Raw genomic sequence first — 23,195 nt, forward strand, 5'->3', positions numbered from 1 at the left:
TTTTTTGTTACCAATATAATAGTCTCGAAGCTTATTATTCTCGCAATTAGAATTATTGCTAAAATATTGTAATGCAGGAAAATCGTTTTTATAATTCCTTACGTTTGCTTGCTGCTGGTATTCCTAACTCGTCTCGATATTTGCTAATAGTACGTCTAGCCAAATGGATTTGAAAAGAGCTGGCTAGGCTTTCAGCAATCTTTTGATCGGATAAAGGCTTTTGTTTATTTTCAAAGGTGATTATTTTTTTAATCATTTCTAAGATTGACGTTTGAGAATGCTCTGTTTGAGTGCTTTCAATTTTAGAAGAAAATAGATCCTTCCATAAATATGTTCCAACAGGTGTTAGTATTATTTTATTCCGAATTGCTCGACTTACTGTTGATTCGTGCATATCGATTTGTGTTGCGACATCCCTTAGTGATAAAGGTTTTAAATAAGGTAGCCCTTTGTAGAAAAATTGTTGTTGATGCTGTAGGACAACTGACATGATCCGAATAATTGTTTGACGGCGCCGCTGTAAACTATGGACGAGCCATTCATAATGCTTATAATGCTGTTTTACATATGGTTGTTCGGCTAAGGGCAGTATAGATGCGTAGCTATCATGAAGCCGAATAGATGGCATTGAGCGATCATTTAAACTGAATTGTAATGTGCTATCTTCGATCACAACAACAATATCTGGTGTGACATATTCTATATTATCTTCTGAGTTCAAAGTGCAAGGGATTGGTGTTAGTTGCTGTAGCTGATTAATTAGTGCTAATAACTGTTCCTTAGAAAGCTTAAGAGATTTCATCAATTCAGGAAATTTACGTTCAGCTAGTAGGAACAGCCCTTTTTGAATAAGTTGCTGTAAATCATAATTATTCTCTTCGATTTGCAGTAAAAGACATTCTTGCAGATTACGTGCACCAATTCCCGGCGGCCCGATTTGTTGTAAAAGCTGAATACCATAATAATGTTGTTCTTCTGCAACATTAGAAAGGTGGGCTGGAGAATAACCTTTGTTATCTAACTGTTCAATAAGAAACTGTACAATTTGTAAATCATCACCTGCAAAAGTGAGTGTAGCTAGTTGTAACAATTCCTCCCGGTAGTTTAGTTCTACAATTTTTGTATATAAATCATTCTCAGTTGTTCGAAAGGGAGAATAGAAATTTCCGTAAATACGTTCTTGAAATGATGGTGGTTGTAAGTCGATTAACGGATTCTCTAATTGCTGTTCATACAGAAATTGCTCAAGTTCAAGTGTTGTATATTGTAGTAATTCAATAGATTGCTGTAATTGAGGTGTCATCATCATTTTCTGTTGCTGTTGTTGTTTTAAAATTATGTCCATCATGATCACTCCGTTTCTTGCTTTTAATTAGCATAACATAAAGATGTGAATTTTCAGATAATAATTTGAGCAAATAATGTTAATGCAAAATAGTTTTGATTTAGTTATTTTACTAACTTGATTCATGGCGTTCCATGCCACTATTGTTTATAATGAGGAAATGGAAAAGACTAACGAGAAAGAAGGGATAGCTATGGCACGAGGTGTTTACATTCATATTCCTTTTTGTCACCAAATTTGTAACTATTGCGATTTCAATAAATTTTATTTTAAAAATCAACCAGTGGATGAATATATAGAAATACTTGGCAAGGAGATGGAACTTGCGACAAAAAAATATCCCGAGAGTTTTAAGCAAATCGAAACAATATTTCTTGGTGGCGGTACACCAACAGCACTATCATCTAAACAAATAGAGAGACTTCTTGAGCTTATTCGTACGTATATTCCGATGGACAATGTGACAGAATTTACATCAGAGGCTAATCCGGACGAGCTATCAGAAGCAAAAATGCAGGCATTATTTGATGGGGGTGTAAATCGCTTAAGTATGGGTGTACAATCCTTTGATCAAGAGTTGTTAAAGAACATTGGTCGTACACATAGCAATAATCACGTCTATGAAACAATTGCCATGGCGAAAAAGGTAGGTTTCAGAAATATTAGTCTGGATTTAATGTACGGTTTGCCGGGGCAGACGATGGCACAATGGAAAGATACCTTAGAAAAAGCGTTCGCTCTTGATATACCACATTATTCTGCCTATTCACTAATAGTGGAGCCAAAAACGATTTTTTATAATCAATACACAAAAGGTAAGCTCCATTTACCAACTGAAGATCTTGAAGCGGATATGTACGATGTGCTAATGAGCCAGATGGAGGCGCATGGACTTCGACAATACGAAATTAGCAATTTTGCTCTATCTGGTTTCAGTTCTAAACATAATAAAATATACTGGGAAAACGATGAATATGCAGGATTTGGTGCTGGTGCTCATGGGTATCTAGCTGGTGTGCGCTATTCAAATCATGGACCATTGAAAAAGTATATGGATGCAGTAAATGCAGGGGAACTACCAATTGTTTATGAACATGTTGTAACAGAGAATGAGAAACGCGAAGAGCAAATGTTTTTAGGTTTGCGTAAAACGGAAGGAATTCCACACTCTATATATGAAGAAAAATTTAAAGAATCGATGCAGAGGGATTACTCACAAGTCATTGAAAAGTTAGTTTCAGAAGGTCTTTTGGAACATGATACTAAAGGAATTCGTCTTACGCGAAAAGGTCGCTTTGTAGGTAATGAAGTATTTCAACAATTTTTACTAGAAGATTGAGCGATATCGTTGACATAAAATGTAGGATTTGATAACTTAATAATAGTATTAGCACTCCTCTTAGTTGAGTGCTAACAGAGGTGATGATCATGCTAACAAATCGGCAATTACAAATATTGCAAGCTATTGTAGATGACTTTATTATGTTTGCACAGCCGGTAGGTTCTCGCCAAATCTCCAAAAAGAAAGAGATTACATTTAGTCCAGCCACAATTCGAAATGAAATGGCGGATTTAGAGGAATTAGGCTTCTTAGAAAAAACGCACACTTCCTCTGGTCGAGTGCCTTCGGAAAAGGGTTATAGATTTTATGTAGATCATTTGTTGAACCCACAAGGCATTAATTCAAGGGATATTCAGCAAATCCAATCAATTTTTAATGATCGTTTGGTAGAAGTAGAGCATATTATCCGAAAGTCAGCCAATATTTTATCAGAGCTGACATCGTATACATCGATTCTTTTAGGACCAGATGTTCAAAGACATCGAGTAAAACGATTTTCAATTGTGCCACTCTCTAGCGATTCAGCAGTAGCGATTATCGTAACGGATAACGGGCATGTTGAAAATCGCATGTTTAGTTTACCGCCTAATTTTACCGCTTCTGATTTAGAGAAAATGGTTAATATCTTAAATGAACGTCTCGTTGGTGTTTCATTAGAGGATATTCATAAAAAACTCGAAGCTGAAGTGCTAACAGTATTACAACAGCATGTTCGATCAGCGGATGATTTTATCCACGGTCTCGTTACAGCGACGATGCATAATTCGGAAAGTAAAATTTTCTATGGTGGTAAAACAAATATGTTCAACCAACCGGAATTCCACGATTTAAATAAAGTCCGTATGATTTTGGACTTAATGGAAACGACTAGCCAAGTGCAGTCACTCTTCCATCCTAATGAATCGGGCATTCAAATTCGTATTGGTTCAGAAAATAAACAACTAGAAATGGAAAACTGTAGTGTCATTACGACCACTTATTCTATTGGTGAAGATCAGCAAGGGGCTATAGCAATTATTGGTCCAACACGTATGGATTATAAGCGTGTCGTTGCTTTACTAGACGTAATGCGCATGGATTTATCACAGGCCTTTACGAAGAATCGTAGTGATTGATAATGAGGAGGATTAAAGTGACTGAAACAACTGAAAACAAAGACCTTGTGCAGGATGTACAAGCTGAAAATGAAGTAGAAGAAACAGAAGTAGTAGAAGAACAAAAAGCTGAATTAACACTCGAAGAACAGTATGAAGCAAAGCTAGCTGAGTTACAAGCAAAGTTAGACGACGAGGAAAGTCGTCATCTACGCTTACGTGCTGACTTCGATAATATTCGCCGCCGCAATCAGCTTGATCGTGAGGCTGCTGAAAAGTATCGCGCTCAGAGCTTACTGTCTGATTTACTGCCAGTAATCGATAATTTCGAGCGTGCCTTACAAGTTGAAGCGACTTCTGAAGAAACTGCTTCCATCGTGAAAGGTATTGAAATGGTGTACCGTTCTCTTATAGAAGCTACTGAGAAGGAAGGCTTACAGATTATTAAAGCTGAAGGTGAGCAATTTGATCCTAATGTTCACCAAGCTGTCATGCAGGAGCAAGATAGTGAAAAAGAGACGGGTGTTGTCTTACGTGAGCTTCAAAAAGGCTATATGTTAAAGGATCGCGTATTACGCCCAACAATGGTATCTGTAAACGAATAGACTTAGTACTATTTAATTAATTACATTAGTTAGAAAACGCGTCATTTGCGTTTAAATAATAGGAGGAAATTTTTATGAGCAAAATTATCGGTATTGACTTAGGAACAACAAACTCTTGTGTTTCTGTACTTGAAGGCGGAGAACCAAAAGTAATTCCAAATCCAGAAGGAAACCGTACAACACCATCTGTTGTTGCGTTTAAAAATGGCGAACGTCAAGTTGGTGAAGTAGCAAAACGTCAATCAGTAACAAATCCTAACACAATTATTTCTATTAAATCTAAAATAGGTACATCTGAAAAAGTTAAAGTGGAAGATAAAGAATATACGCCACAAGAAGTTTCTGCAATGATTCTTCAATACTTAAAAGGCTATGCTGAAGACTACTTAGGTGAAAAAGTAACTAAAGCAGTAATTACTGTACCTGCTTACTTCAACGACGCTCAACGCCAAGCTACTAAAGATGCTGGTAAAATCGCAGGTTTAGAAGTAGAGCGTATTATCAACGAACCAACAGCTGCTGCACTTGCTTATGGTTTAGACAAACAAGACACAGACCAAAAAGTATTAGTATTTGACCTTGGTGGCGGTACATTTGACGTATCTATTCTTGAATTAGGTGACGGTGTATTTGAAGTATTAGCAACAGCTGGTGATAACAAACTAGGTGGGGACGATTTCGACGATGCTATCATCGAATATCTTGTTGCAGAATTCAAAAAAGAAAACGGCATTGACCTTTCTAAAGATAAAATGGCTATGCAACGTCTAAAAGATGCGGCTGAAAAAGCGAAAAAAGACTTATCAGGTGTAACATCTACTCAAATTTCTTTACCATTCATCACTGCTGGTGAAGCGGGTCCATTACACTTAGAAATTTCTTTAACTCGTGCAAAATTTGACGAAATTACATTACCATTAGTAAACCGTACAGTAGGTCCAGTACGTCAAGCATTATCTGATGCAGGTCTTTCAACATCTGAACTTGACCAAGTAATCTTAGTTGGTGGTTCTACTCGTATTCCAGCTGTACAAGAAGCTGTACGTAAAGAAACTAATAAAGAGCCACACCGCGGTGTAAACCCTGATGAAGTTGTAGCAATGGGTGCTGCTGTTCAAGGTGGCGTATTAACTGGTGATGTAAAAGACGTAGTTTTACTTGACGTAACTCCACTTTCATTAGGTATCGAAACAATGGGTGGCGTATTCACAAAATTAATCGACCGTAACACTACGATCCCAACATCTAAATCACAAGTATTCTCAACTGCAGCTGACAACCAACCAGCAGTAGATATTCACGTGCTACAAGGTGAACGCTCAATGGCAGCAGACAACAAAACATTAGGTCGCTTCCAATTATCAGATATCCCACCAGCACCACGTGGTGTACCACAAATCGAAGTAACATTCGATATTGACAAAAATGGTATCGTATCTGTTAAAGCGAAAGACCTTGGTACAAACAAAGAACAAACAATTGTTATCCAATCTGATTCTGGTCTGTCTGAGGAAGAAATCGAACGTATGGTAAAAGATGCAGAGGCAAATGCTGAAGCGGATACTAAACGTAAAGAAGAAGCAGATCTTCGCAACGAAGCTGACCAATTAGTGTTCCAAGTTGACAAAACAATTGCTGACTTAGGCGAGCAAATTACAGAAGACGAGAAAAAATCTGTTGAAGATGCTCGTGATGAACTGAAAAAAGCGCTTGAAGCTGGCGAATTAGAAGGCATTAAATCTGCTAAAGAAAAACTAGAAGGCGTATTACAGCCATTAGTTATGAAAGTATATGAACAAGCTGCAGCAGCTGCTCAAGCAGCTCAAGGTGGCGATGCTGGTGCAGATGTTGGCGCTGGTAAAAAAGATGATATCGTAGACGCTGATTTTGAAGAAGTAAAAGACGATAAATAATAGTAAGAACACAGTTAAGTGAAGAAGCCAAAGACCGCTTGCGGCTTTGGCTTTTCTCTTTATAGTTAGCTATAACCTACGCACATTTATTCGTCTAGGTGCATAGGTTAACTGCGAGAAATGTGAAGAAACATATGTGCAACATTTTTAATGAATATTTAATAATAAAAATAGAGGCAGTTTTTTTAACTGCGTGATACAATAGATTTTATGCAAAAAGAGCGGAGTGTGAATGATGGAGAAACGCGATTACTACGAGGTGCTTGGTTTAACGAAATCAGCTTCTAAAGATGAAATTAAAAAAGCATACCGTAAATTATCAAAACAATACCATCCTGACCTTAATAAAGAGCCAGGTGCAGATGAAAAATTCAAAGAAATCGCTGAAGCTTATGAAGTGTTAAGTGATGATCAGAAAAAAGCACGCTATGATCAATTTGGCCACGAGGATCCAAATGCAGGCTTTGGTGGTGGCTTCGGAGGCGGCGGCTTTGGCGGCTTCGAGGATATTTTCAGCTCATTCTTTGGTGGTGGCGGTCGCCGTCAGGACCCGAATGCACCGCGCAAGGGTGATGACCTTCAATATCGTATGAATATTACATTCGAAGAAGCGATTTTCGGGAAAGAAACAGAAATCGAAATTCCAAAAGATGAATTATGTGATACTTGCCACGGTTCAGGTGCAAAACCAGGTACTAACCCCGAAGTATGTTCAACATGTCAAGGTGCAGGTCAAGTAAATCAAGCTGTAGATACACCTTTTGGCCGTGTGATGAATCGTCGTACTTGTTCTACATGTCATGGCGCAGGTAAAATCATTAAAGAAAAATGTTCAACTTGTCGTGGTGAAGGAAAAGTTCAACAACGTAAGAAAATCAAAGTTAACATTCCAGCAGGTGTGGATGATGGTCAGCAAATTCGTGTGTCTGGTCAAGGTGAGCCAGGTATAAATGGAGGCCCAGCGGGGGATTTATATATTATGTTCCGCGTTCAAGGACATAATGAGTTTGAACGTGATGGCGATGATATTTATTACGAACTAAAACTGACATTCCCACAAGCAGCTCTTGGTGATGAAATTGAAGTTCCGACTGTTCATGGAAAAGTAAAACTACGTATTCCAGCGGGCACACAGTCAGGTGCGCAATTCCGTCTAAAAGACAAAGGTGTCAAAAATGTACATGGCTATGGTACAGGGAATCAATATGTAACAGTAAAAGTTGTAACGCCAGAAAAATTAACAGAAAAACAAAAACAATTACTACGTGAATTTGCGGAAATCAGTGGTGATATTCCTGAAGAGCAAGGAAGCTCGCTATTCGATAAAATTAAGAAAAAATTCCAAGGTGAATAATTAGAGGAGCTGAAGAGCTACGTGAAGTGGTCAGAATTATCCATTCATACAAAAAATGAAGCGGTAGAAGCAATTTCGAATATTTTGCATGAAGCAGGGGCAAGTGGTGTGGTTATTGAGGATTCTGCAGAATTTGCGAAGCCACGAGAGGATCAGTATGGTGAAATTTATGCGCTAAATGAAGCGGATTTTCCGAGAGATGGTGTTATTGTTAAGGCTTACTTATCGGAGTCTAGTTTTTTAAATGAAACAGTCGAAGAAATTAAGGCGGCTATAACAAATCTAACGAACTTCAACATCGATATTGGTGAAAATGTTGTATCGATTGTGGAAGTGAACGAGGAAGACTGGGCAACAGCATGGAAGCAATACTATCATCCTGTAAAAATTTCTGAACGCTTTACAATTGTGCCAACATGGGAAGAATATGTACCAGTATCAACAGATGAATTAATTATTGAATTAGATCCTGGTATGGCTTTCGGTACAGGAACACACCCTACAACTGTTATGTGCTTACAAGGGCTTGAGAAGGTCGTAAAAGAGGGCGATACAGTTATCGATATCGGGACGGGTTCAGGCGTTCTATCAATTGGTGCAGCCTTACTAGGAGCTAAGAGCGTACATGCACTTGATTTAGACGAAGTAGCTGTACGTTCAGCACAAGAAAATGCTGCATTAAACAAAGTAGATGATAAAGTATCTGTATTCCATGGAAATCTATTGGATACAGTTAAGGAACCAGCTGATGTCGTTGTGGCTAATATTTTAGCAGAAATTATTATGTCCTTTACTGACGATGCATTTTCAGTTGTTAAACCGGGTGGATTATATGTCACTTCAGGCATCATTGGCGCGAAACGTGATGATGTAAAAGTAGCACTAGAAGCTTCAGGATTTGTAATCGAAGAAGTATTACTAATGGAAGATTGGGTAGCGATCATTGCCCGTCGACCACAATAAATTGATTGAGGAAGCGCCAAATCGTGAGCCGAGTGCTGGCGATTTGGCGTTTTCTCTTCTTGCTATAAAGGAGTATGGTAACATGCAACGCTATTTTATTGAGACGACCATTGAGGAAGCACGTATTAGCGGAGAGGATGCGCGACATATTGAACGAGTAATGCGTATGAAAGAAGGCGACAAAATCGTTGTAGTTGCACAAAATACCGCCCATATATGTGAAATTGAAGCCTTCGAAGCAGATGAAGTATACGTTCAAACTACAGGTGAAATTATTCCTTCTCCGGAGTTACCTGTAAATGTAACAGTGGCATGTGGTTTGCCAAAGGGCGATAAATTAGAACTTATTACACAAAAGGCAACAGAGCTTGGAATGTTTGCCTTGTTGCCTTTTGAAGCGGAGCGTTCCATCGTTAAATGGGATAAAAAGAAGGGTGCCAAAAAGCAAGAGCGTCTACAAAAAATTGCTAAAGAAGCAGCTGAGCAATCCCATCGTACACATATCCCGGAAATTTATGAACCAATCTCTTTTAAACAGCTAGTAGAACAAGTTGGCAAATTCGACGCCGTTTTTATAGCAGATGAAGAGGATGCAAAAGCAGAACGACGCACAAGATTTTCGGAGAAGTTAAAAAATGTGTATGACAAGAAGTCGAAATCAATTCTTATTATCTTTGGTCCAGAAGGAGGCATTGCTAGAAAAGAAGCAGATGCCCTGCTTCAAGCCGGTGCCCAAACGATGTCATTAGGACCTCGAATTTTACGAGCAGAAACGGCACCACTCTATGCACTGTCTGCAATCTCTTATGAATTTGAATGAAATAAGATTTAGCCTTGTCAAAAGAGGCTTTTCACGCAATAGCTGTGCATGGGTAAACTGCAATATAATTACGTGTAAGTGCAGTCGTGGCAAGGTTTGAAGGAATAAGCGAAAATCACAATCAATGACTTAATCCTAACAAAAAGAGCTGATTCAAAAAAAATTGAATCGGCTCTTTTGCATTGTAGACCAAATAAACTCGTTAGAATAGGTTCGATTTTTAAAAGAAAAGCTTTAAAACACAAGTAAGATAAAACAATGCTCAACTAAAAAAATCTCATTTCGATTATAAGTAAAAAACTAGTATACAAGTCCATGTATAGTTTTCAGTGCTTCATATTCTAATATTGAGCGCTCCTTAATACTAAAAAATGAAAAGAGGGAATTTCTTTGAGTGATCAATCAGATATTCAAGTAAATCAAGTCGAACCTTGTCCAGTAACATCAACAGAACAAATACCATTAAATACTGCTACTACTCCAGTAGTCGCTACACCGTTAACGACTCCAACTATTAAAATTCCAGTTGTACTTGCAGAACCAACATTGCAAATTGCTGTGGAGGCAGATATTACGCTTACACCTGCAGCAACTGAAATCAAAAGAGTGAAAAAAAATGTATTCCTGAATCAAGTAAAACTAGTACCAGTTGCTTTTGCACGTATTGCTGGCACTGACTTTTTTAGGGTAACAAGAGCTAAATTATTTGTAGCGGGAAATATTCGCAAAAATATAGAATATGCTACAGCAGCATGTAACGCGGCACTCCAAGATAGAATTGCCGATGTTCCTTTTTCTGGTTTTACAGACCTTACTTTCCCACAAACACTTGGAGGTCCTACTCCGATTTTAGGGATTTCTGAGTTTGCAGAAGCGAACTTCCTTAATGAAACTACGCAAATGGATGCTCGATTGGATAAAGCATTCTTCCAAAATCTAGTTAAATACAATGAACAACCATTTGGCGAGTTAGTAGCTGCAAACTTCTTTGAACTTGATTTTTCACCGGTTATGGCAGCACCAGAAGGCACTTTCGACACATTACGTGAAAAAATCGTGCTAGAGCTTACTGTAAAAGTATTGCAAGTTCAACAAATTCGCCTTGGAGCTGGCACTAATGTTATAACTCCTATTCTTACAGGGCTTACTCCTCCAGTTAGTCCGGTTATTACTCCACCTACTCCTCCTTCTAATCCTAGTTGTTAATCTCAGTTTTTAGGGGAGTATAACAGAGAAAGGGAATTTCGAGGGCACTGAAAAAATCTAAAATTTGAGTTGGCAGTTGAAAGTTCGGTTAAATCGAACTTTCAACTGCTTTTTGTATTAAAAGAATGCTATTAAATAATTGAGTTGAAAACAAAATAGTGGATAGATAAAATTTTGGGTGCTATCGTCTCTCAAACACATGGGATCTTAATTGCTACCTGAGATTTGGAAAGTACTCTGTGACAAAAGTGAAAATAAAGCATAATATGGATTGTAATTATAAGTGCAACACTTAGATCAAAATAAAAGTAGCTCATAGTGATGTTGTTTGACAATATTCGAAAAAAGGGGCATTCATTAAAAGCTAAACACATCTATCATATATTCGAGCAAAAATAGAAAAAAAGTGTTTAGTTGTTATCAAATATTAGCCAATCCCTATTCATCATGGCAACGTAAGTAAATGAAAACGGGTTACTTCGTGAGTTTCGCCTGAAGAAAACGATTTTGAACATGTTTCTCTTATCGTAGGATTTTACGGATCAAATGTTGCACAATATTTATCAAAAACATTATTTGGGAGTGAACTAATGCAAACTCCGTGGATTAACTATAAAGTGATGAAAGAGATAAGTTCCGAACAAAAATATAATTGTCAAATTGAACCCAGCGAAATGGATCAAGCATCGCAACAAAATTCTCCTTATTCCGATTTTATAAATGATCTCCTTGATATAGAAAAAGAAAATGAAACCAGCCTTGCATCACATTTAAATTCCGATTGTGAACTACTCATTCCTTGTGAAACTAATGTAGGGGATGAAATGAATGATCCTCTTGATACAGCCGATGTAGATGAAACCAAGCCTGTGGAAGAACAAAACTCTGTAGCCCATTTAGATTCTCGTGAACGACTTATTCCTTGTGAAACTAATGTAGGGGATAAAATGAATGATCTCCTTAATATAGAAGCTGCAGAAGGAACCAAGCCTGTAGAGGAACAGGATTTTGCAACCCAACTAGACTCTAAACGTGAAATTTGCAGTCCTTCTGAATCCAATGTAGGGAAGAAAATAATATGTCTTATTGATACAGAAGAGATGGAGAATAACAATTTTACAGATCGTGTTAATGCATTTCCTGAGTCAGTACAATGGGAAGTATATTCTAAAACCAAAAAAAGCCCATTCTCTACTCACGTAGAAATTGATAATTTTCTTCATGCTCCTATCTGTGGTGAGGTTGTTAAAAATACATTTGATTTTCTTGATCCAGACAATCATCTTACTCCGCAATTTGAAACCAAATTATTTAGTACTACAACGGATTATCCTGAACAACCTGATTGTCGGTTGGTTCACTCAAAAATTAATCAAATTGTATTTTTAACGAAAACTGATACTTATGATAAAAATAATCAGAAGAGTAATCCGTCTAAATCAGTTGTAGTTCCCTTACATAACACACAATCAATTAATAAAGGAGAAACCAATCATCACTCTTACGGTTCCGATGACTTTATGCACATTAGAGCTCCAGTTGTAGTAGGGGAATATAAAATAGAAATAGGCCTTGAAGAGAATATCGTATTTGAAAAAGACATTGTGGAAGTTAAGGATATCTCGAATGAGGTAGTATTAACCAATTGTAGATTCGTTCCTACTCAGTTTTCTCAATCATTAGGTAATGGGACATGTTCAGCATTGAGGGGGAATTTATTTATTGAAGGTTATATTCATCAGAGTATTGAATATACAGCATCTCACACTGGGAATGCAGTACCTGCACAAAATGGGTCATTAATTCATTCAAATCAAATGTGTCAAAACATAGTATTAGAAATAATCATTCATTTGCTACAAGCACAGAAAATTCGAGTGCCAAAGTTCTAAAGGATATTTGAACTTATATCTCTGCTCAAAAAACACTTTTAAAAAAACTCTTTTTAAAAAAACTAGTGTATATGTCCATGTATGGATTAAATACCTACATATTCTAGCGATATGAGTACTCTCATAAAAAAAATGAAAAGAGGGAACATTTTGAGTGAACAATTAGATAGTCAAGTGAATCACGTTAGTAAAGCTGAACCTTGTCCGGTGGCATCAACTGAACAAATGCCATTAACTAGTGCTACTACCCCAGTAGTCGCTACACCGATTACGGCTCCAACTATTAAAGTTCCAGTGGTACTTTCAGAACCAACACTTCAAATCGTTGTGGAGTCGGATATTACGCTCACTCCTGCAGCAACTGAAATCAAAAGAGTGAAAAAAAATGTATTCTTAAATCAAGTTAAATTAGTACCGGTTGCTTTTACACGTGTTGACAACACTGACTTTTTTGCGGTAACAAGAGCTAAGTTATTTGTAGCGGGACATATTCGCAAAAATATAGAATATGCTTCATCAGCATGTAATGGGGCGCTTCGTGATAGAATTGCCGATGTTCCGTTTTCTGGTTTTACAGACCTTACTTTCCCACAAACACCTGGAGGCCCTACTCCAATCTTAGGAATTTCCGAGTTTGCCGAAGCGAACTTCCTTAATGAAAAAACGCAAATGGATGCTCGATTGGATAAGGCTTTCTTCCAAAATCTTGTTAAATACAATGAGCAACCATTTGGCGAGTTAGTAGCTGCAAACTTCTTTGAACTTGATTTCTCACCAAAAATGGCAGCACCAGAAGGCACTTTCAGCACATTACGTGAAAAAATTGTGCTGGAGCTTACTGTAAAAGTACTGCAAGTTCAACAAGTCCGCCTTGGAGCTGGCACTAATGTAATAACTCCTAATCTTTTCGGACTTACTCCTCCTACTAGTCTTTGATAAACTCTAGTTTTTAGAGGAGCAGAACAAATAAAAAAGGCAGTTTACTGCAAAAAAATGTAATCGAAAAATTAACCATGTAATATTAATTTGGCACTAATAAAAATCCTATATTTGAGTAGGCAGTTGAAAGTTAGATTGAATCTAATTTTCGACTGCCTTTTTACAATTTTATAACCAAAGGAATTGATTTCTTTTGAGGGTTTATTGGGAGGAGCTAGAGGGTTGTAAAAAGATGTGGGGAATAGCAGGTGTCTTAATTAAAATAGATGGATCAAGAAAGATAAAATGGCTGTTTTTGGTTTTAGTGGAACAGCCTATGAACAAGCAGGTACTCAATACTATGGTACCTGTTTTTTCGTTCAAAAAAATAAGCTTAGCCAAAAAGCTAGGCTCATTATCTTTATTTGTGCTATTATAAGACACGTTAATAATTTTATTTATTGTAGTGTACTCTTGAAAGGATGATATATATTATGAGTAACGAGCGACCGAAAATCGTGAGTTTCCATACTCTAGGTTGTAAAGTAAATCATTATGAAACAGAAGCAATTTGGCAACTATTTAAAGAAGAAGGCTATGAACGTACGGAATTTGATCGTCAAGCAGACGTTTATGTCATTAATACATGTACAGTAACAAATACAGGGGATAAAAAATCCCGTCAAGTTATCCGTCGAGCTATTCGTCAAAACCCAGACGCTGTCATTTGTGTAACGGGATGTTACGCTCAAACATCTCCAGCTGAAATTATGGCGATTCCTGGTGTTGACATTGTTGTAGGGACACAGGATCGTACAAAATTACTTGGCTACATAGACCAATATCTTACTGAACGCCAACCGATTAATGCTGTACGCAACATTATGAAAAATCGTGTTTATGAAGAATTAGATGTGCCTGCATTTACAGACCGTACACGCGCATCTTTAAAAATACAAGAAGGCTGTAATAACTTCTGTACGTTTTGTATTATTCCATGGGCACGTGGGTTAATGCGCTCTCGTGATCCTCAAGAAGTATTGAACCAAGCCCAACAACTAGTGGATGCGGGGTATCTTGAAATTGTTCTAACTGGTATTCATACAGGTGGCTATGGACAAGACTTAAAAGATTACAATTTAGCTCAGCTACTACGTGATTTAGAGGCAAATGTGAAAGGCTTAAAACGTCTTCGTATTTCTTCGATTGAGGCAAGTCAATTAACAGATGAAGTGATTGAAGTTTTACGTGAATCAAAAATCGTTGTTAATCACTTACACATTCCAATCCAATCTGGCTCTGATACAGTTTTAAAACGTATGCGTCGTAAGTATACAATGGAGTTCTTCGGTGAACGCTTAACTAAACTACATGAAGCGTTACCAGACTTAGCTGTCACTTCTGACGTAATCGTAGGTTTCCCAGGAGAAACTGAGGAAGAGTTCATGGAAACATATAACTTTATACGTGATCATAAGTTTTCTGAATTACACGTATTCCCGTTCTCTCCACGTACAGGTACACCAGCAGCGCGCATGGAGGACCAAATTGACGAAGACATTAAAAATGAACGTGTTCACCGATTAATCGCATTAAATGACCAATTAGCAAAGGAATATGCTTCTCGCTTTGAAGATCAAGTACTAGAAGTAATTCCTGAAGAATTCGTGCATGATGGAAGCGATGAAGAAGGGCTTTTAACGGGTTATACAGATAATTACTTAAAAGTAGTCTTTGAAGGTCCTGAAAGCCTAATCGGTCAGCTTGTGAAGGTGAAAATTACTCAAGCTGGGTATCCACATTCTAAAGGGCAATTTGTTCGTGTATTAGAAACTGTAAAATAAAATAGGTAACTATGAAAAGAAACACCGTTCGAACTTTGGACGGTGTTTTACTTTATTTTTGATTAATGATATCACTCTTATAGAAATCGCCTAACTATAAAAGAAATTAGACGGCAACGTTAAAAAATGTTATGATGCCAAAGAGGTACGTACAACTTGTTGATAGAGGAGAGTTTAATAAAAATGGAACAAAATTTCGCGCGTATGATTGATCACACATTATTAAAGGCTGAAGCAACAAAAGAGCAAATCGAAAAACTGTGTGCAGAGGCAAAACAATTTAACTTTGCTTCTGTTTGTGTAAATCCAACTTGGGTAAATTATAGCAGCGAGCTTTTACAAGGCTCAGAGGTCTTAGTTTGCACAGTAATTGGCTTCCCTTTAGGCGCTAACACGCCAGCTGTTAAAGCATTCGAGGCGAAAGATGCGATTGCTAACGGTGCTAAAGAGGTAGACATGGTTATAAATATCGGTGCTTTAAAGGATCAAAACTATGACCTTGTGCAAGCAGATATCGCTGCAGTTGTTGAAGCGGCTGAAGGCAATGCACTTGTAAAAGTAATTATTGAATCTTGCCTTTTAACTGACGAAGAAAAAGTAAAAGCATGTGAGCTAGCTGTGGCAGCGGGTGCTGATTATGTGAAAACATCAACTGGTTTTTCTACTGGGGGCGCAACAGCAGAAGATATTGCATTAATGCGTAAAACAGTTGGCCCAGATTTAGGTGTAAAAGCCTCTGGTGGTGTACGAAGCTTAGAGGATATGAAAAAGATGATTGAGGCTGGAGCAACTCGTATTGGAGCAAGCTCTGGTGTTGCTATTATGAACGGATTAATTGCAGATTCTAATTATTAATAGTAATGAAAATCCTTATATAGTAAGTGTTACGGGGCTGTTCGTTAGGAACTAGCCCCACTTTTAGCCCCAATTTCATTTAAAGTTTGACTAAATGCCGCTACGGATGCCTCTTCCATTTCTTTTAGAACATGACCATATATTTCATAAATCATTTTAGGAGTGTTATGTTAGATTGAATTTCGATATGCTCCCAACGTTGTATTTAAATTTGTTTTTGATAAAGCCTTTTGAAAATTGTGCATCCCCAATGACGACTAATCATTTAATTGGGTTGTATATTACGATTCAACAAAGACGAGTTAAATAGAAATGTTCAGTTTTTGTTGAGGATAATGTAGTGATCAATCAATTCCATTGTAAACAAACAAATGAACACGCATATACCAATGACAAAGCCCAGGTACTCAATTAATTTTGAGCCGGGGCTTTTTTTATGCGTATCGATTATATAATCGTTTAAAAACTAATATCTGGCTTAAAGTACTTACCACATCTGTAAAAGTTTTAAGACAAGTATTGAGACTTGAAAATACTACAATATGGGTAAGTTATTATAAATTTAGGTAATAAATCGTAGCATCTGTACCGGGAAAGGTGACTGTATCACCCGAATTAGCACTCACCTTTTGATCTGGATGAGCCAATATATCATCTGGACTAGCATTTCCAGTATCATGATCTTTTACATCCCCATAAAAAACGAATGTATTATTAGGTGCATAGAATTCCTAAGTATCCCAGTTATATAAGGCGCATATCTATTTTTTAAGAATTATGTTAATTATTATCAAATGAAATATATAAAGTTGACAGCCAATACAAGAGAGAGTAATATTTATTATGAATTAAAAAATAAATTAATTCATAATAAAGTAAGGGGGGTGTAATGGATGGCAAAAGGACCGAAAGGCTTTTCTGATGAAGAAAAAGTTGAGCTAAGAACAAAGCTTTGTGCTGAATGTGAGAGGAGTTGGGCATTACATGGATACAAGAAAACAAGTATTGGTGAATTAACAGCAAAAATAGGAATATCAACAGGTTCTTTTTATTTATTGTATTCGGCTAAAGAGGATTTGTTTTGCGACACTTTAGAGCGCGTGCAAAATAGATTAAAAAGCAAATTGCAAGAAATTATTAATAGTGAAAAGGGCAAAACTGGTTTTATTAGTGCCATGAAATGGCATTTTAAAGAATTTGATAAATCACCATTTCTATATGATCTGGGAACTCCAGATTTCTTGGCCTTTTTAAACAAATTACCTAAAGAGCGTATCGAAAAACTACACTTTGATAGCACAACTTTTTTCTACGATACCATTAATCTTGCAGGACTCAGACTGAAAGTTGAAAAAGAAAAAGCATATGCTGTAATAAGTTCGATGCTATTTATAGTGACAATGAAAGATAAACTTACTTATGACCGTTTTGAAGTATTTGAATTTCTATTAAATAGTACGATAGATACAATTTTTGAATAAAGAGAGAAAAATTAATGAAGGAAAAGAAGATGGCTGATAATTTTTTGAAGGAATTTTCCGGATTTTCAAAAAACATTAGCACCACTATTCATTATTTTAAATATTGCTGTCAGCATAATTTTGCTTGTGATTGGAGTTGTCTTACTTTAAAAAGTGGATAAAACAAGAAAGCAAGAATTTGCGGACAAATTTTAGGATCTATATCTAACTGGGTGTTTCTTTTTTCACATTTTGGAGCATTCCTGTTAGAAGGATTTTTGTGGGCTTAAAAAAAAGCCCTCTTGTATGATCATGAGTGTCAACGCCTAAATTGATCCACCATCACACAGGAGAACTCCATTAATGAATTCTAATACGAACCAAAAGATTAATCAAGGCTCTGAAAAAATCTCGTCATCGGTATCGATATTACCAAGTGTACATATTACGCATACGCGGTTGATGAAGAGGGGCTAATGATGGCACGAATAGAAATCCGTATTAGGCACTGCAAGCAGTGTAGTAACAGGTATACAAACAAAGTGATAAAACTTGTGTTTCTAAAAATATATTAAGATTACGTAATGGAAATAAGGAGACTTTAAATGAGAAAAACAAATAGGCTAGTTGCTTTTGTAACGACCGTAATTACAATTTTTAGTTGCTTTTTCTACCTTCCTATGTCAGCATTTGCAAGTGCTGAAGTAACCCCATCAGGTGTGGATATTTCAAAAATCGAAACAATAGTTGATGATATTATGGAAGGTGAAATAGGGGTTACCGTACCGGGAGCGGCAGTTACTATTGTTAAAGACGGAAAGCTAATTTTCAGCAAAGGGTATGGGGTAGCAAACATAGAGGAGGATATTCCTGTTAATCCCACATCTACTGTATTTGAAATTGGATCGGTCAGCAAACTTTTTACATGGACAGCAATAATGCAGTTAGTTGAAGAAGGAAAGATTGATCTGCATACAGATATACGAGAATATATCGGGTATGAGCGCCTTAATCTGGTTTATGATAAACCAATTACGATATTAGATTTAATGAACCATACCGCAGGATTTGAAGAAAATGCAAGCGAAATGCTTACTTTTGATAAAGAAAAAGTTATTCCTCTTGAAAAATGGGTGAGTGCAAAACATCAACCCAAGCAAATATATGAACCGGGAACGGTTATCGCATATTCGAACTTCGGTACAGACATTGCCGGATATATAGTGGAAGTTACCTCTGGGGAGCTATTTGAAGAATATGTAAAAAACCATATCTTTGATCCTTTGCATATGCAAAGAAGTACTGCCTATGCAAATTACTATCACCTGCCTGAGTTTGTAGAAAATAAAAGCAAGGGTTATGGCAGTGCGTCAGAAGGATTTGAGCTGCTACCAGAAAACTTTTTAAATGAGGCACCTGCTGGAGCGATTATCTCAACCGCAGAAGACATGGCAAAGTTTATGATTGCCCAAATGGATTATAAGGGTGCTTTAGATAACTCATTATTTAACTCGCCTCAAACGCTTAAAGAAATGCATACCGATTCCCTTTCTGTTTCTGCCGGTATGCCTTCTAATGACCATGGGTTTTGGATGCGTCAGGAAAATGGAGTTCGTTTGCTGGAACATGGAGGAAATACAACCAATTTTTCTGCATTTTTAAGTCTCGTCCCAGAAGAGAATTTCGGTGTTAGTGTGCTTACCAACGTAGCTGGAGAATCGGGTGGTGTACGGACTAAAATTGTAGATAAGCTTTCTAGCCAGTTTTCTCATCAAGCAACGGTTACTGTGCCAAATATCCACACCCAAAATCTTAGTGGAACTTATTATTCGGGCCGAATGATACATAGTAACTTCCTGTCTAGTTTTTATTTGCTTTCTGCTGATAGTATTGTGGTAAAGGACATGGGGAACGGGGAAATTGAAGTACGGCCTTCCATCGATCCGAATCGAGAAACACTTCACTTTGCAGAGGTCGCCCCCTTGGTTTTTGAACGAATGGATTCCAATCCATCTATATTGGAACGAAGCGGAGGGTCTCTCGCTTTTTTATCCTTTGAGTTAGATGAAAACGGTCAGGTTGATAAAGTTCGCACAGGAAATATTCGGGACTATTTAAAAATACCGCTATACAAAAACATCCAAATCAATCAGATTGCTTTTGTTTTTTGTACAATAATTTTTGTTATTGGCTCCATCGCTGCGCTCGTATCTGTCATTTTATTGATAAAACGTAAAAAGAAGGGTATCTCTCTTAATATACCGGCATATAAACAAACAAATCTATTACCGGTTATCGGTCTATTATGTATAGTTAACATGGTAGTGACTATAATGAGGTTTATGTCGGCTATGACCTCTCCAATTGGAGATTTTAGGATACACCTAATAATCAATGCTATTTTTTCTATTGGCATGGTAATTTTAACTATCCCTATTTTAAGATCATTTAGGGATAAGCAAGTTAGCCGAAAAAGAAAAATATGGAATGCTATATTGGTAGCAACTATCTGTATGTTTATTTTATTGATAATTCAGTACCGCTTTCTGTTGTTTTGGACTATATAAATAGTCACCAAATTTGCTACTGCTACTTTTAATGTCAGTATAAGAATCTACCAAACTCCACTCTGGGTAACGTTTAAATACCATATAGATTTTAATAAAAACAGGCAAAGTTATTCACTTTGCCTGTTTTTTTGAGTTTCTGTCAGAAGTGGTAGAAAAAATAATTGGAAGAAGAACAAAAACGTAAAGAAATGGAATCCCAGCAAAATGCGAATAAAGATGAATAATAAAATAAGCACTTGCTACGGCAGGTGTTTTTTTGTGGATGCCCAAATAAAAAATGGCTGTTAAAAAATTGTTTAATAATACAAAAATTAGCTAATTAATGTATAATTAAGTCGGTATATTTTGACTTAGTATCGTGTGAAAGAGAAAGTGGTGGAAAGATGAAAAATAAAAAAGGGATAGTTATTGCTAGCATTATATTATTATACTGTGTAATTGATGTTATCTATACGCTTTTAGTAGTTGGAAAAATCAATTGGTCTATATTATTTTTAGCAATATGTATGATTGGTTTAATAGAAGTTGCTATCTCCAATAATAAATTACTTAAAAAGAACTTGAATAAGTAAATATAAGGGCATATTCTAAAACTCAAATTTGCATTTTATACCTTACGTAATGGTGAAATTAACATAAGAAGGGAGGTATTCTATTGTATAAAGATGTTTCAAAGTTTCAATTGGTGCTATCCTTTTGGATGATTTTTGTCGGTTTTTCGCAAGCGTTTAACAACTGGGGAGAAAAGAGAGCTTTATCTTTATTCTTTTTGACTTCTAGTATTTTAGTTTTAATTCTTGCGATTAATGCTTTGATTGTTTATAGGAAACGGCAAATAACTAAAGACTGAAGAGTTGTTTCACCTATTCCTGTACATACGCTCGCCGTATTTTATTAGCCCACTACTTAATACATTATTTTGCATTATTAAAAAATACATATAGAAGGTGTAAAGCTTTGAAATAAAGGAATTACACCCCATTATCTATTGAGTTTGCATTAAACCAAAACTACAGATTCTAATTATTAATAGTAATGAAAAATACTTATAAGTAAGTTACGGGGCTGTTCGTTATGGACTAGCCCCATATACATTTAGAATTTAAAAACCCCTTTTACCCCCACAATTAAAATCCCCCTAATACTTGAGCAAGTTCATCAATTTCCTTAAGTGATTTATGACAAATATTTAATCAATCGATCTATTGTCATTGTTTCATTCACAATAACCCTCTTTTTAACTTAAAATAGATGATGTATTATTGAGAGTAATCGCAAAAATGTATAGGAAGGAATATGATAATTTTTATGGTTTTATAATCAAGCTTTTTATATGTAAAATTTATTATTGGACTAATAAATTTTTTCTTTATAAGAACATTGTATAGGTACGAACCGACTTCTTACATAACTTAATAACATCGATCACATAAAATATCGTAAAATTAACAGGTCAATCATTCGTTAACTATTATATTTTAATCTGAATGACCTCTCATTTTTTAAACTTCTTTCAACAAGTGTTTTGGTAGCGAAAGCGAAGACTCAGCTACAAAAGTCTCCCGCCTCTATAGGTGGTGAGATAATGCGGGATTAAGTTACTTTTCAGCGGGTGTACTAACATCTGCAATTGTGCCGAGGTATAATTGATTAATCATTCCGCTGTTCAATTAGCAAAAATGGGGTAATATATGATATTTGAAAAAAGTAACGAATTGTATTGAAAAAGGAGAAACTATCCGTGGAATTCATAAGCAGTTTTATAAGTCAATATGGATATCTTGCTATATTTTTACTTTTATCTTTAGGGATAATTGGTTTACCCGTTCCCGATGAAATCTTGATGACGTTTGTGGGATTTATGTGTCAAGAGGGGCATTTAAACTATCTATTGAGTATACTTTTAAGTTTTCTTGGCTCATCTACTGGTATGATCATTAGCTATTTAATTGGTAATAAATTAGGGAAACCTATAATATTAAAATATGGAAAATGGATTGGTCTCAATGATAAACGGTTCATTAAAGTTGAACGATGGTTTCATCGTTTTGGACCATGGACAATAATTATAGGATATTATGTTCCAGGTATTAGACATGTAACAAGTTACATGTCTGGAATAACCCAGATGAAGTTTAGGACTTATCTTGCTTTCGCTTGTTTTGGAGCTTTGACATGGGTAATTATTTTTATTTCTATAGGATATTTTCTTGGTGTAACTTTATAAAAATGCATAATAATATGTACAAAATACAGCTCGCGTTTTTCGAAATGCGAGCTACTTTTGTGTTCTTGGTACGCGAAGGATTACCAATCTTGTTTGGTAATGTGACTTCCTCCGGATTATAACACCACTCTGAATAAAAATTTCATCTACCTCATATACTCCACTGATGTAATTGAATACAGAAGGGAGGATACAATGTTCACTCAATATAAATATTGGAAGCCTTTTATTAGCCCATTCGATCCATGTCCACCTATAAGGGTTAAAAGTTTTTCTACACCGCCCCAATTGTATATGAGTTTTCAACCGCCTGGGCTACCACAATATCAAACCCCTCAAGAAGCTCTCAAATCAGGCACATTATGGCCTCAATTATTTAGCCCCTATCCAAATCCCCAAGAAGGAGGGATGAAGAATGAGTAAAGAAATGCCACCAGAATTTTATAAGCTACTTGAAGAAATACAAGCCATTGATTTTGTAATAGTGGAATTAAATCTTTATTTAGATACTCATCCTCACGATTATGATGCTATTCAGCAATTTAACGAAAACACTGAAATAAGCATGCGACTTAAGGTTGCATTTGAGCAAAAATTTGGTCCGCTTATGAATTTTGGGAGAAGTTATTCAAATTATCCTTTTAATTGGGTAGATACACCTTGGCCATGGCAAGTTTAACTTTATCAGCAAATATGTTTGGTAGCGAAAGCGGAGCGTCAGCTATAAATGTTTTGGTAGGGTTCCGGATGCAATTATGCCTGGCATAATTGATTATAAGTAACTAGG

Annotated in this window: 20 protein-coding genes and 1 pseudogene; 19 read left to right on the forward strand and 2 right to left on the reverse strand. The window is 36.3% G+C overall.

Going from position 1 to position 23,195, the window contains the following annotated elements:
- Positions 1-88: 88 nt before the first annotated feature.
- Complete coding sequence (gene rpoN / locus ACMZ42_RS10175; RefSeq protein WP_415731377.1) at positions 89-1,345, reverse strand: RNA polymerase factor sigma-54; 1,257 nt, start codon at positions 1,343-1,345, stop codon at positions 89-91.
- A 193-nt stretch (positions 1,346-1,538) separates the two neighbouring features.
- On the opposite strand from rpoN, the gene hemW reads away from it, so the two are divergent.
- The 12 genes from hemW to deoC all read left to right on the forward strand — a co-directional run bounded on the left by hemW (position 1,539) and on the right by deoC (position 16,151).
- Positions 1,539-2,684, forward strand: coding sequence for a radical SAM family heme chaperone HemW (gene hemW, locus ACMZ42_RS10180; protein ID WP_415731473.1), 1,146 nt, complete (start codon positions 1,539-1,541; stop codon positions 2,682-2,684).
- An 89-nt stretch (positions 2,685-2,773) separates the two neighbouring features.
- Entirely contained in the window at positions 2,774-3,802 is a 1,029-nt protein-coding gene (hrcA, locus tag ACMZ42_RS10185; RefSeq protein ID WP_370079460.1) for a heat-inducible transcriptional repressor HrcA, read from the forward strand.
- A gap of 2 nt (positions 3,803-3,804) precedes the next feature.
- On the forward strand, positions 3,805-4,386 hold the full coding sequence (gene grpE, locus ACMZ42_RS10190; protein WP_415731378.1) for a nucleotide exchange factor GrpE: 582 nt from the start codon (positions 3,805-3,807) through the stop codon (positions 4,384-4,386).
- 74 nt (positions 4,387-4,460) lie between these two features.
- Positions 4,461-6,299 carry a molecular chaperone DnaK gene (dnaK, locus tag ACMZ42_RS10195; RefSeq protein ID WP_415731379.1) on the forward strand — a complete coding sequence of 613 codons (1,839 nt, stop codon included), beginning with the start codon at positions 4,461-4,463 and terminating at the stop codon, positions 6,297-6,299.
- Positions 6,300-6,534: 235 nt separating this feature from the next.
- Entirely contained in the window at positions 6,535-7,653 is a 1,119-nt protein-coding gene (gene dnaJ, locus ACMZ42_RS10200) for a molecular chaperone DnaJ (RefSeq protein ID WP_370079455.1), read from the forward strand.
- A gap of 21 nt (positions 7,654-7,674) precedes the next feature.
- Positions 7,675-8,616: a 50S ribosomal protein L11 methyltransferase gene (prmA, locus tag ACMZ42_RS10205; protein ID WP_370079453.1), complete on the forward strand. Its 942-nt coding sequence runs from the start codon at positions 7,675-7,677 to the stop codon at positions 8,614-8,616.
- An 82-nt stretch (positions 8,617-8,698) separates the two neighbouring features.
- Positions 8,699-9,436, forward strand: a complete 738-nt coding sequence (locus ACMZ42_RS10210) for a 16S rRNA (uracil(1498)-N(3))-methyltransferase (RefSeq protein ID WP_370079451.1) — start codon at positions 8,699-8,701, stop codon at positions 9,434-9,436.
- 390 nt (positions 9,437-9,826) lie between these two features.
- On the forward strand, positions 9,827-10,642 hold the full coding sequence (locus ACMZ42_RS10215; protein ID WP_415731380.1) for a CsxC family protein: 816 nt from the start codon (positions 9,827-9,829) through the stop codon (positions 10,640-10,642).
- 590 nt (positions 10,643-11,232) lie between these two features.
- Entirely contained in the window at positions 11,233-12,534 is a 1,302-nt protein-coding gene (locus ACMZ42_RS10220; RefSeq protein WP_415731382.1) for a BC_2427 family protein, read from the forward strand.
- 150 nt (positions 12,535-12,684) lie between these two features.
- Positions 12,685-13,470 carry a CsxC family protein gene (locus ACMZ42_RS10225; RefSeq protein WP_415731384.1) on the forward strand — a complete coding sequence of 262 codons (786 nt, stop codon included), beginning with the start codon at positions 12,685-12,687 and terminating at the stop codon, positions 13,468-13,470.
- A 476-nt stretch (positions 13,471-13,946) separates the two neighbouring features.
- Positions 13,947-15,296 (forward strand): tRNA (N(6)-L-threonylcarbamoyladenosine(37)-C(2))-methylthiotransferase MtaB, encoded by a 1,350-nt coding sequence (mtaB, locus tag ACMZ42_RS10230; RefSeq protein ID WP_415731385.1) that lies wholly within the window; start codon positions 13,947-13,949, stop codon positions 15,294-15,296.
- A 183-nt stretch (positions 15,297-15,479) separates the two neighbouring features.
- Entirely contained in the window at positions 15,480-16,151 is a 672-nt protein-coding gene (deoC, locus tag ACMZ42_RS10235; RefSeq protein ID WP_370079439.1) for a deoxyribose-phosphate aldolase, read from the forward strand.
- Between the two features lie 44 nt (positions 16,152-16,195).
- Here the strand turns inward: deoC and ACMZ42_RS10240 are convergent.
- Positions 16,196-16,318: pseudogene (locus tag ACMZ42_RS10240) on the reverse strand (DNA integration/recombination/inversion protein); the annotation flags it as partial.
- A 726-nt stretch (positions 16,319-17,044) separates the two neighbouring features.
- On the opposite strand from ACMZ42_RS10240, the gene ACMZ42_RS10245 reads away from it, so the two are divergent.
- The 7 genes from ACMZ42_RS10245 (at position 17,045) to ACMZ42_RS10275 (ending at position 23,087) form a co-directional block, all read left to right on the forward strand.
- Positions 17,045-17,632 (forward strand): TetR/AcrR family transcriptional regulator, encoded by a 588-nt coding sequence (locus ACMZ42_RS10245; protein WP_415731386.1) that lies wholly within the window; start codon positions 17,045-17,047, stop codon positions 17,630-17,632.
- Positions 17,633-18,216: 584 nt separating this feature from the next.
- Positions 18,217-20,178 carry a serine hydrolase domain-containing protein gene (locus tag ACMZ42_RS10250; protein ID WP_415731387.1) on the forward strand — a complete coding sequence of 654 codons (1,962 nt, stop codon included), beginning with the start codon at positions 18,217-18,219 and terminating at the stop codon, positions 20,176-20,178.
- A 386-nt stretch (positions 20,179-20,564) separates the two neighbouring features.
- Positions 20,565-20,753 carry a hypothetical protein gene (locus ACMZ42_RS10255; protein WP_370079437.1) on the forward strand — a complete coding sequence of 63 codons (189 nt, stop codon included), beginning with the start codon at positions 20,565-20,567 and terminating at the stop codon, positions 20,751-20,753.
- A gap of 83 nt (positions 20,754-20,836) precedes the next feature.
- Positions 20,837-21,031: a hypothetical protein gene (locus tag ACMZ42_RS10260; RefSeq protein ID WP_415731388.1), complete on the forward strand. Its 195-nt coding sequence runs from the start codon at positions 20,837-20,839 to the stop codon at positions 21,029-21,031.
- Between the two features lie 891 nt (positions 21,032-21,922).
- Complete coding sequence (locus ACMZ42_RS10265; RefSeq protein ID WP_370079433.1) at positions 21,923-22,408, forward strand: DedA family protein; 486 nt, start codon at positions 21,923-21,925, stop codon at positions 22,406-22,408.
- Between the two features lie 195 nt (positions 22,409-22,603).
- The gene (locus ACMZ42_RS10270) at positions 22,604-22,831 is read left to right on the forward strand and encodes a spore coat associated protein CotJA (RefSeq protein WP_370079431.1); all 228 of its coding nucleotides are present in this window, start codon (positions 22,604-22,606) and stop codon (positions 22,829-22,831) included.
- Positions 22,824-23,087, forward strand: a complete 264-nt coding sequence (locus tag ACMZ42_RS10275) for a spore coat protein CotJB (RefSeq protein ID WP_370079429.1) — start codon at positions 22,824-22,826, stop codon at positions 23,085-23,087. Before ACMZ42_RS10270 ends, ACMZ42_RS10275 begins: the two co-directional genes overlap by 8 nt.
- Positions 23,088-23,195: the final 108 nt, after the last annotated feature.

The sequence above is a fragment of the Lysinibacillus sp. NPDC056185 genome, assembly GCF_047737915.1.
Classification (GTDB): domain Bacteria; phylum Bacillota; class Bacilli; order Bacillales_A; family Planococcaceae; genus Lysinibacillus.

Coding starts and splice junctions, on each gene's coding strand:
- rpoN (WP_415731377.1), bottom strand. CDS start 1,345: ATGGACATAATTTTAAAACAACAACAGCAACAGAAAATGATGATGACA.
- hemW (WP_415731473.1), top strand. CDS start 1,539: ATGGCACGAGGTGTTTACATTCATATTCCTTTTTGTCACCAAATTTGT.
- hrcA (WP_370079460.1), top strand. CDS start 2,774: ATGCTAACAAATCGGCAATTACAAATATTGCAAGCTATTGTAGATGAC.
- grpE (WP_415731378.1), top strand. CDS start 3,805: ATGAGGAGGATTAAAGTGACTGAAACAACTGAAAACAAAGACCTTGTG.
- dnaK (WP_415731379.1), top strand. CDS start 4,461: ATGAGCAAAATTATCGGTATTGACTTAGGAACAACAAACTCTTGTGTT.
- dnaJ (WP_370079455.1), top strand. CDS start 6,535: ATGGAGAAACGCGATTACTACGAGGTGCTTGGTTTAACGAAATCAGCT.
- ACMZ42_RS10210 (WP_370079451.1), top strand. CDS start 8,699: ATGCAACGCTATTTTATTGAGACGACCATTGAGGAAGCACGTATTAGC.
- ACMZ42_RS10220 (WP_415731382.1), top strand. CDS start 11,233: ATGCAAACTCCGTGGATTAACTATAAAGTGATGAAAGAGATAAGTTCC.
- mtaB (WP_415731385.1), top strand. CDS start 13,947: ATGAGTAACGAGCGACCGAAAATCGTGAGTTTCCATACTCTAGGTTGT.
- deoC (WP_370079439.1), top strand. CDS start 15,480: ATGGAACAAAATTTCGCGCGTATGATTGATCACACATTATTAAAGGCT.
- ACMZ42_RS10245 (WP_415731386.1), top strand. CDS start 17,045: ATGGCAAAAGGACCGAAAGGCTTTTCTGATGAAGAAAAAGTTGAGCTA.
- ACMZ42_RS10250 (WP_415731387.1), top strand. CDS start 18,217: ATGAGAAAAACAAATAGGCTAGTTGCTTTTGTAACGACCGTAATTACA.
- ACMZ42_RS10255 (WP_370079437.1), top strand. CDS start 20,565: ATGAAAAATAAAAAAGGGATAGTTATTGCTAGCATTATATTATTATAC.
- ACMZ42_RS10270 (WP_370079431.1), top strand. CDS start 22,604: ATGTTCACTCAATATAAATATTGGAAGCCTTTTATTAGCCCATTCGAT.
- ACMZ42_RS10275 (WP_370079429.1), top strand. CDS start 22,824: ATGAGTAAAGAAATGCCACCAGAATTTTATAAGCTACTTGAAGAAATA.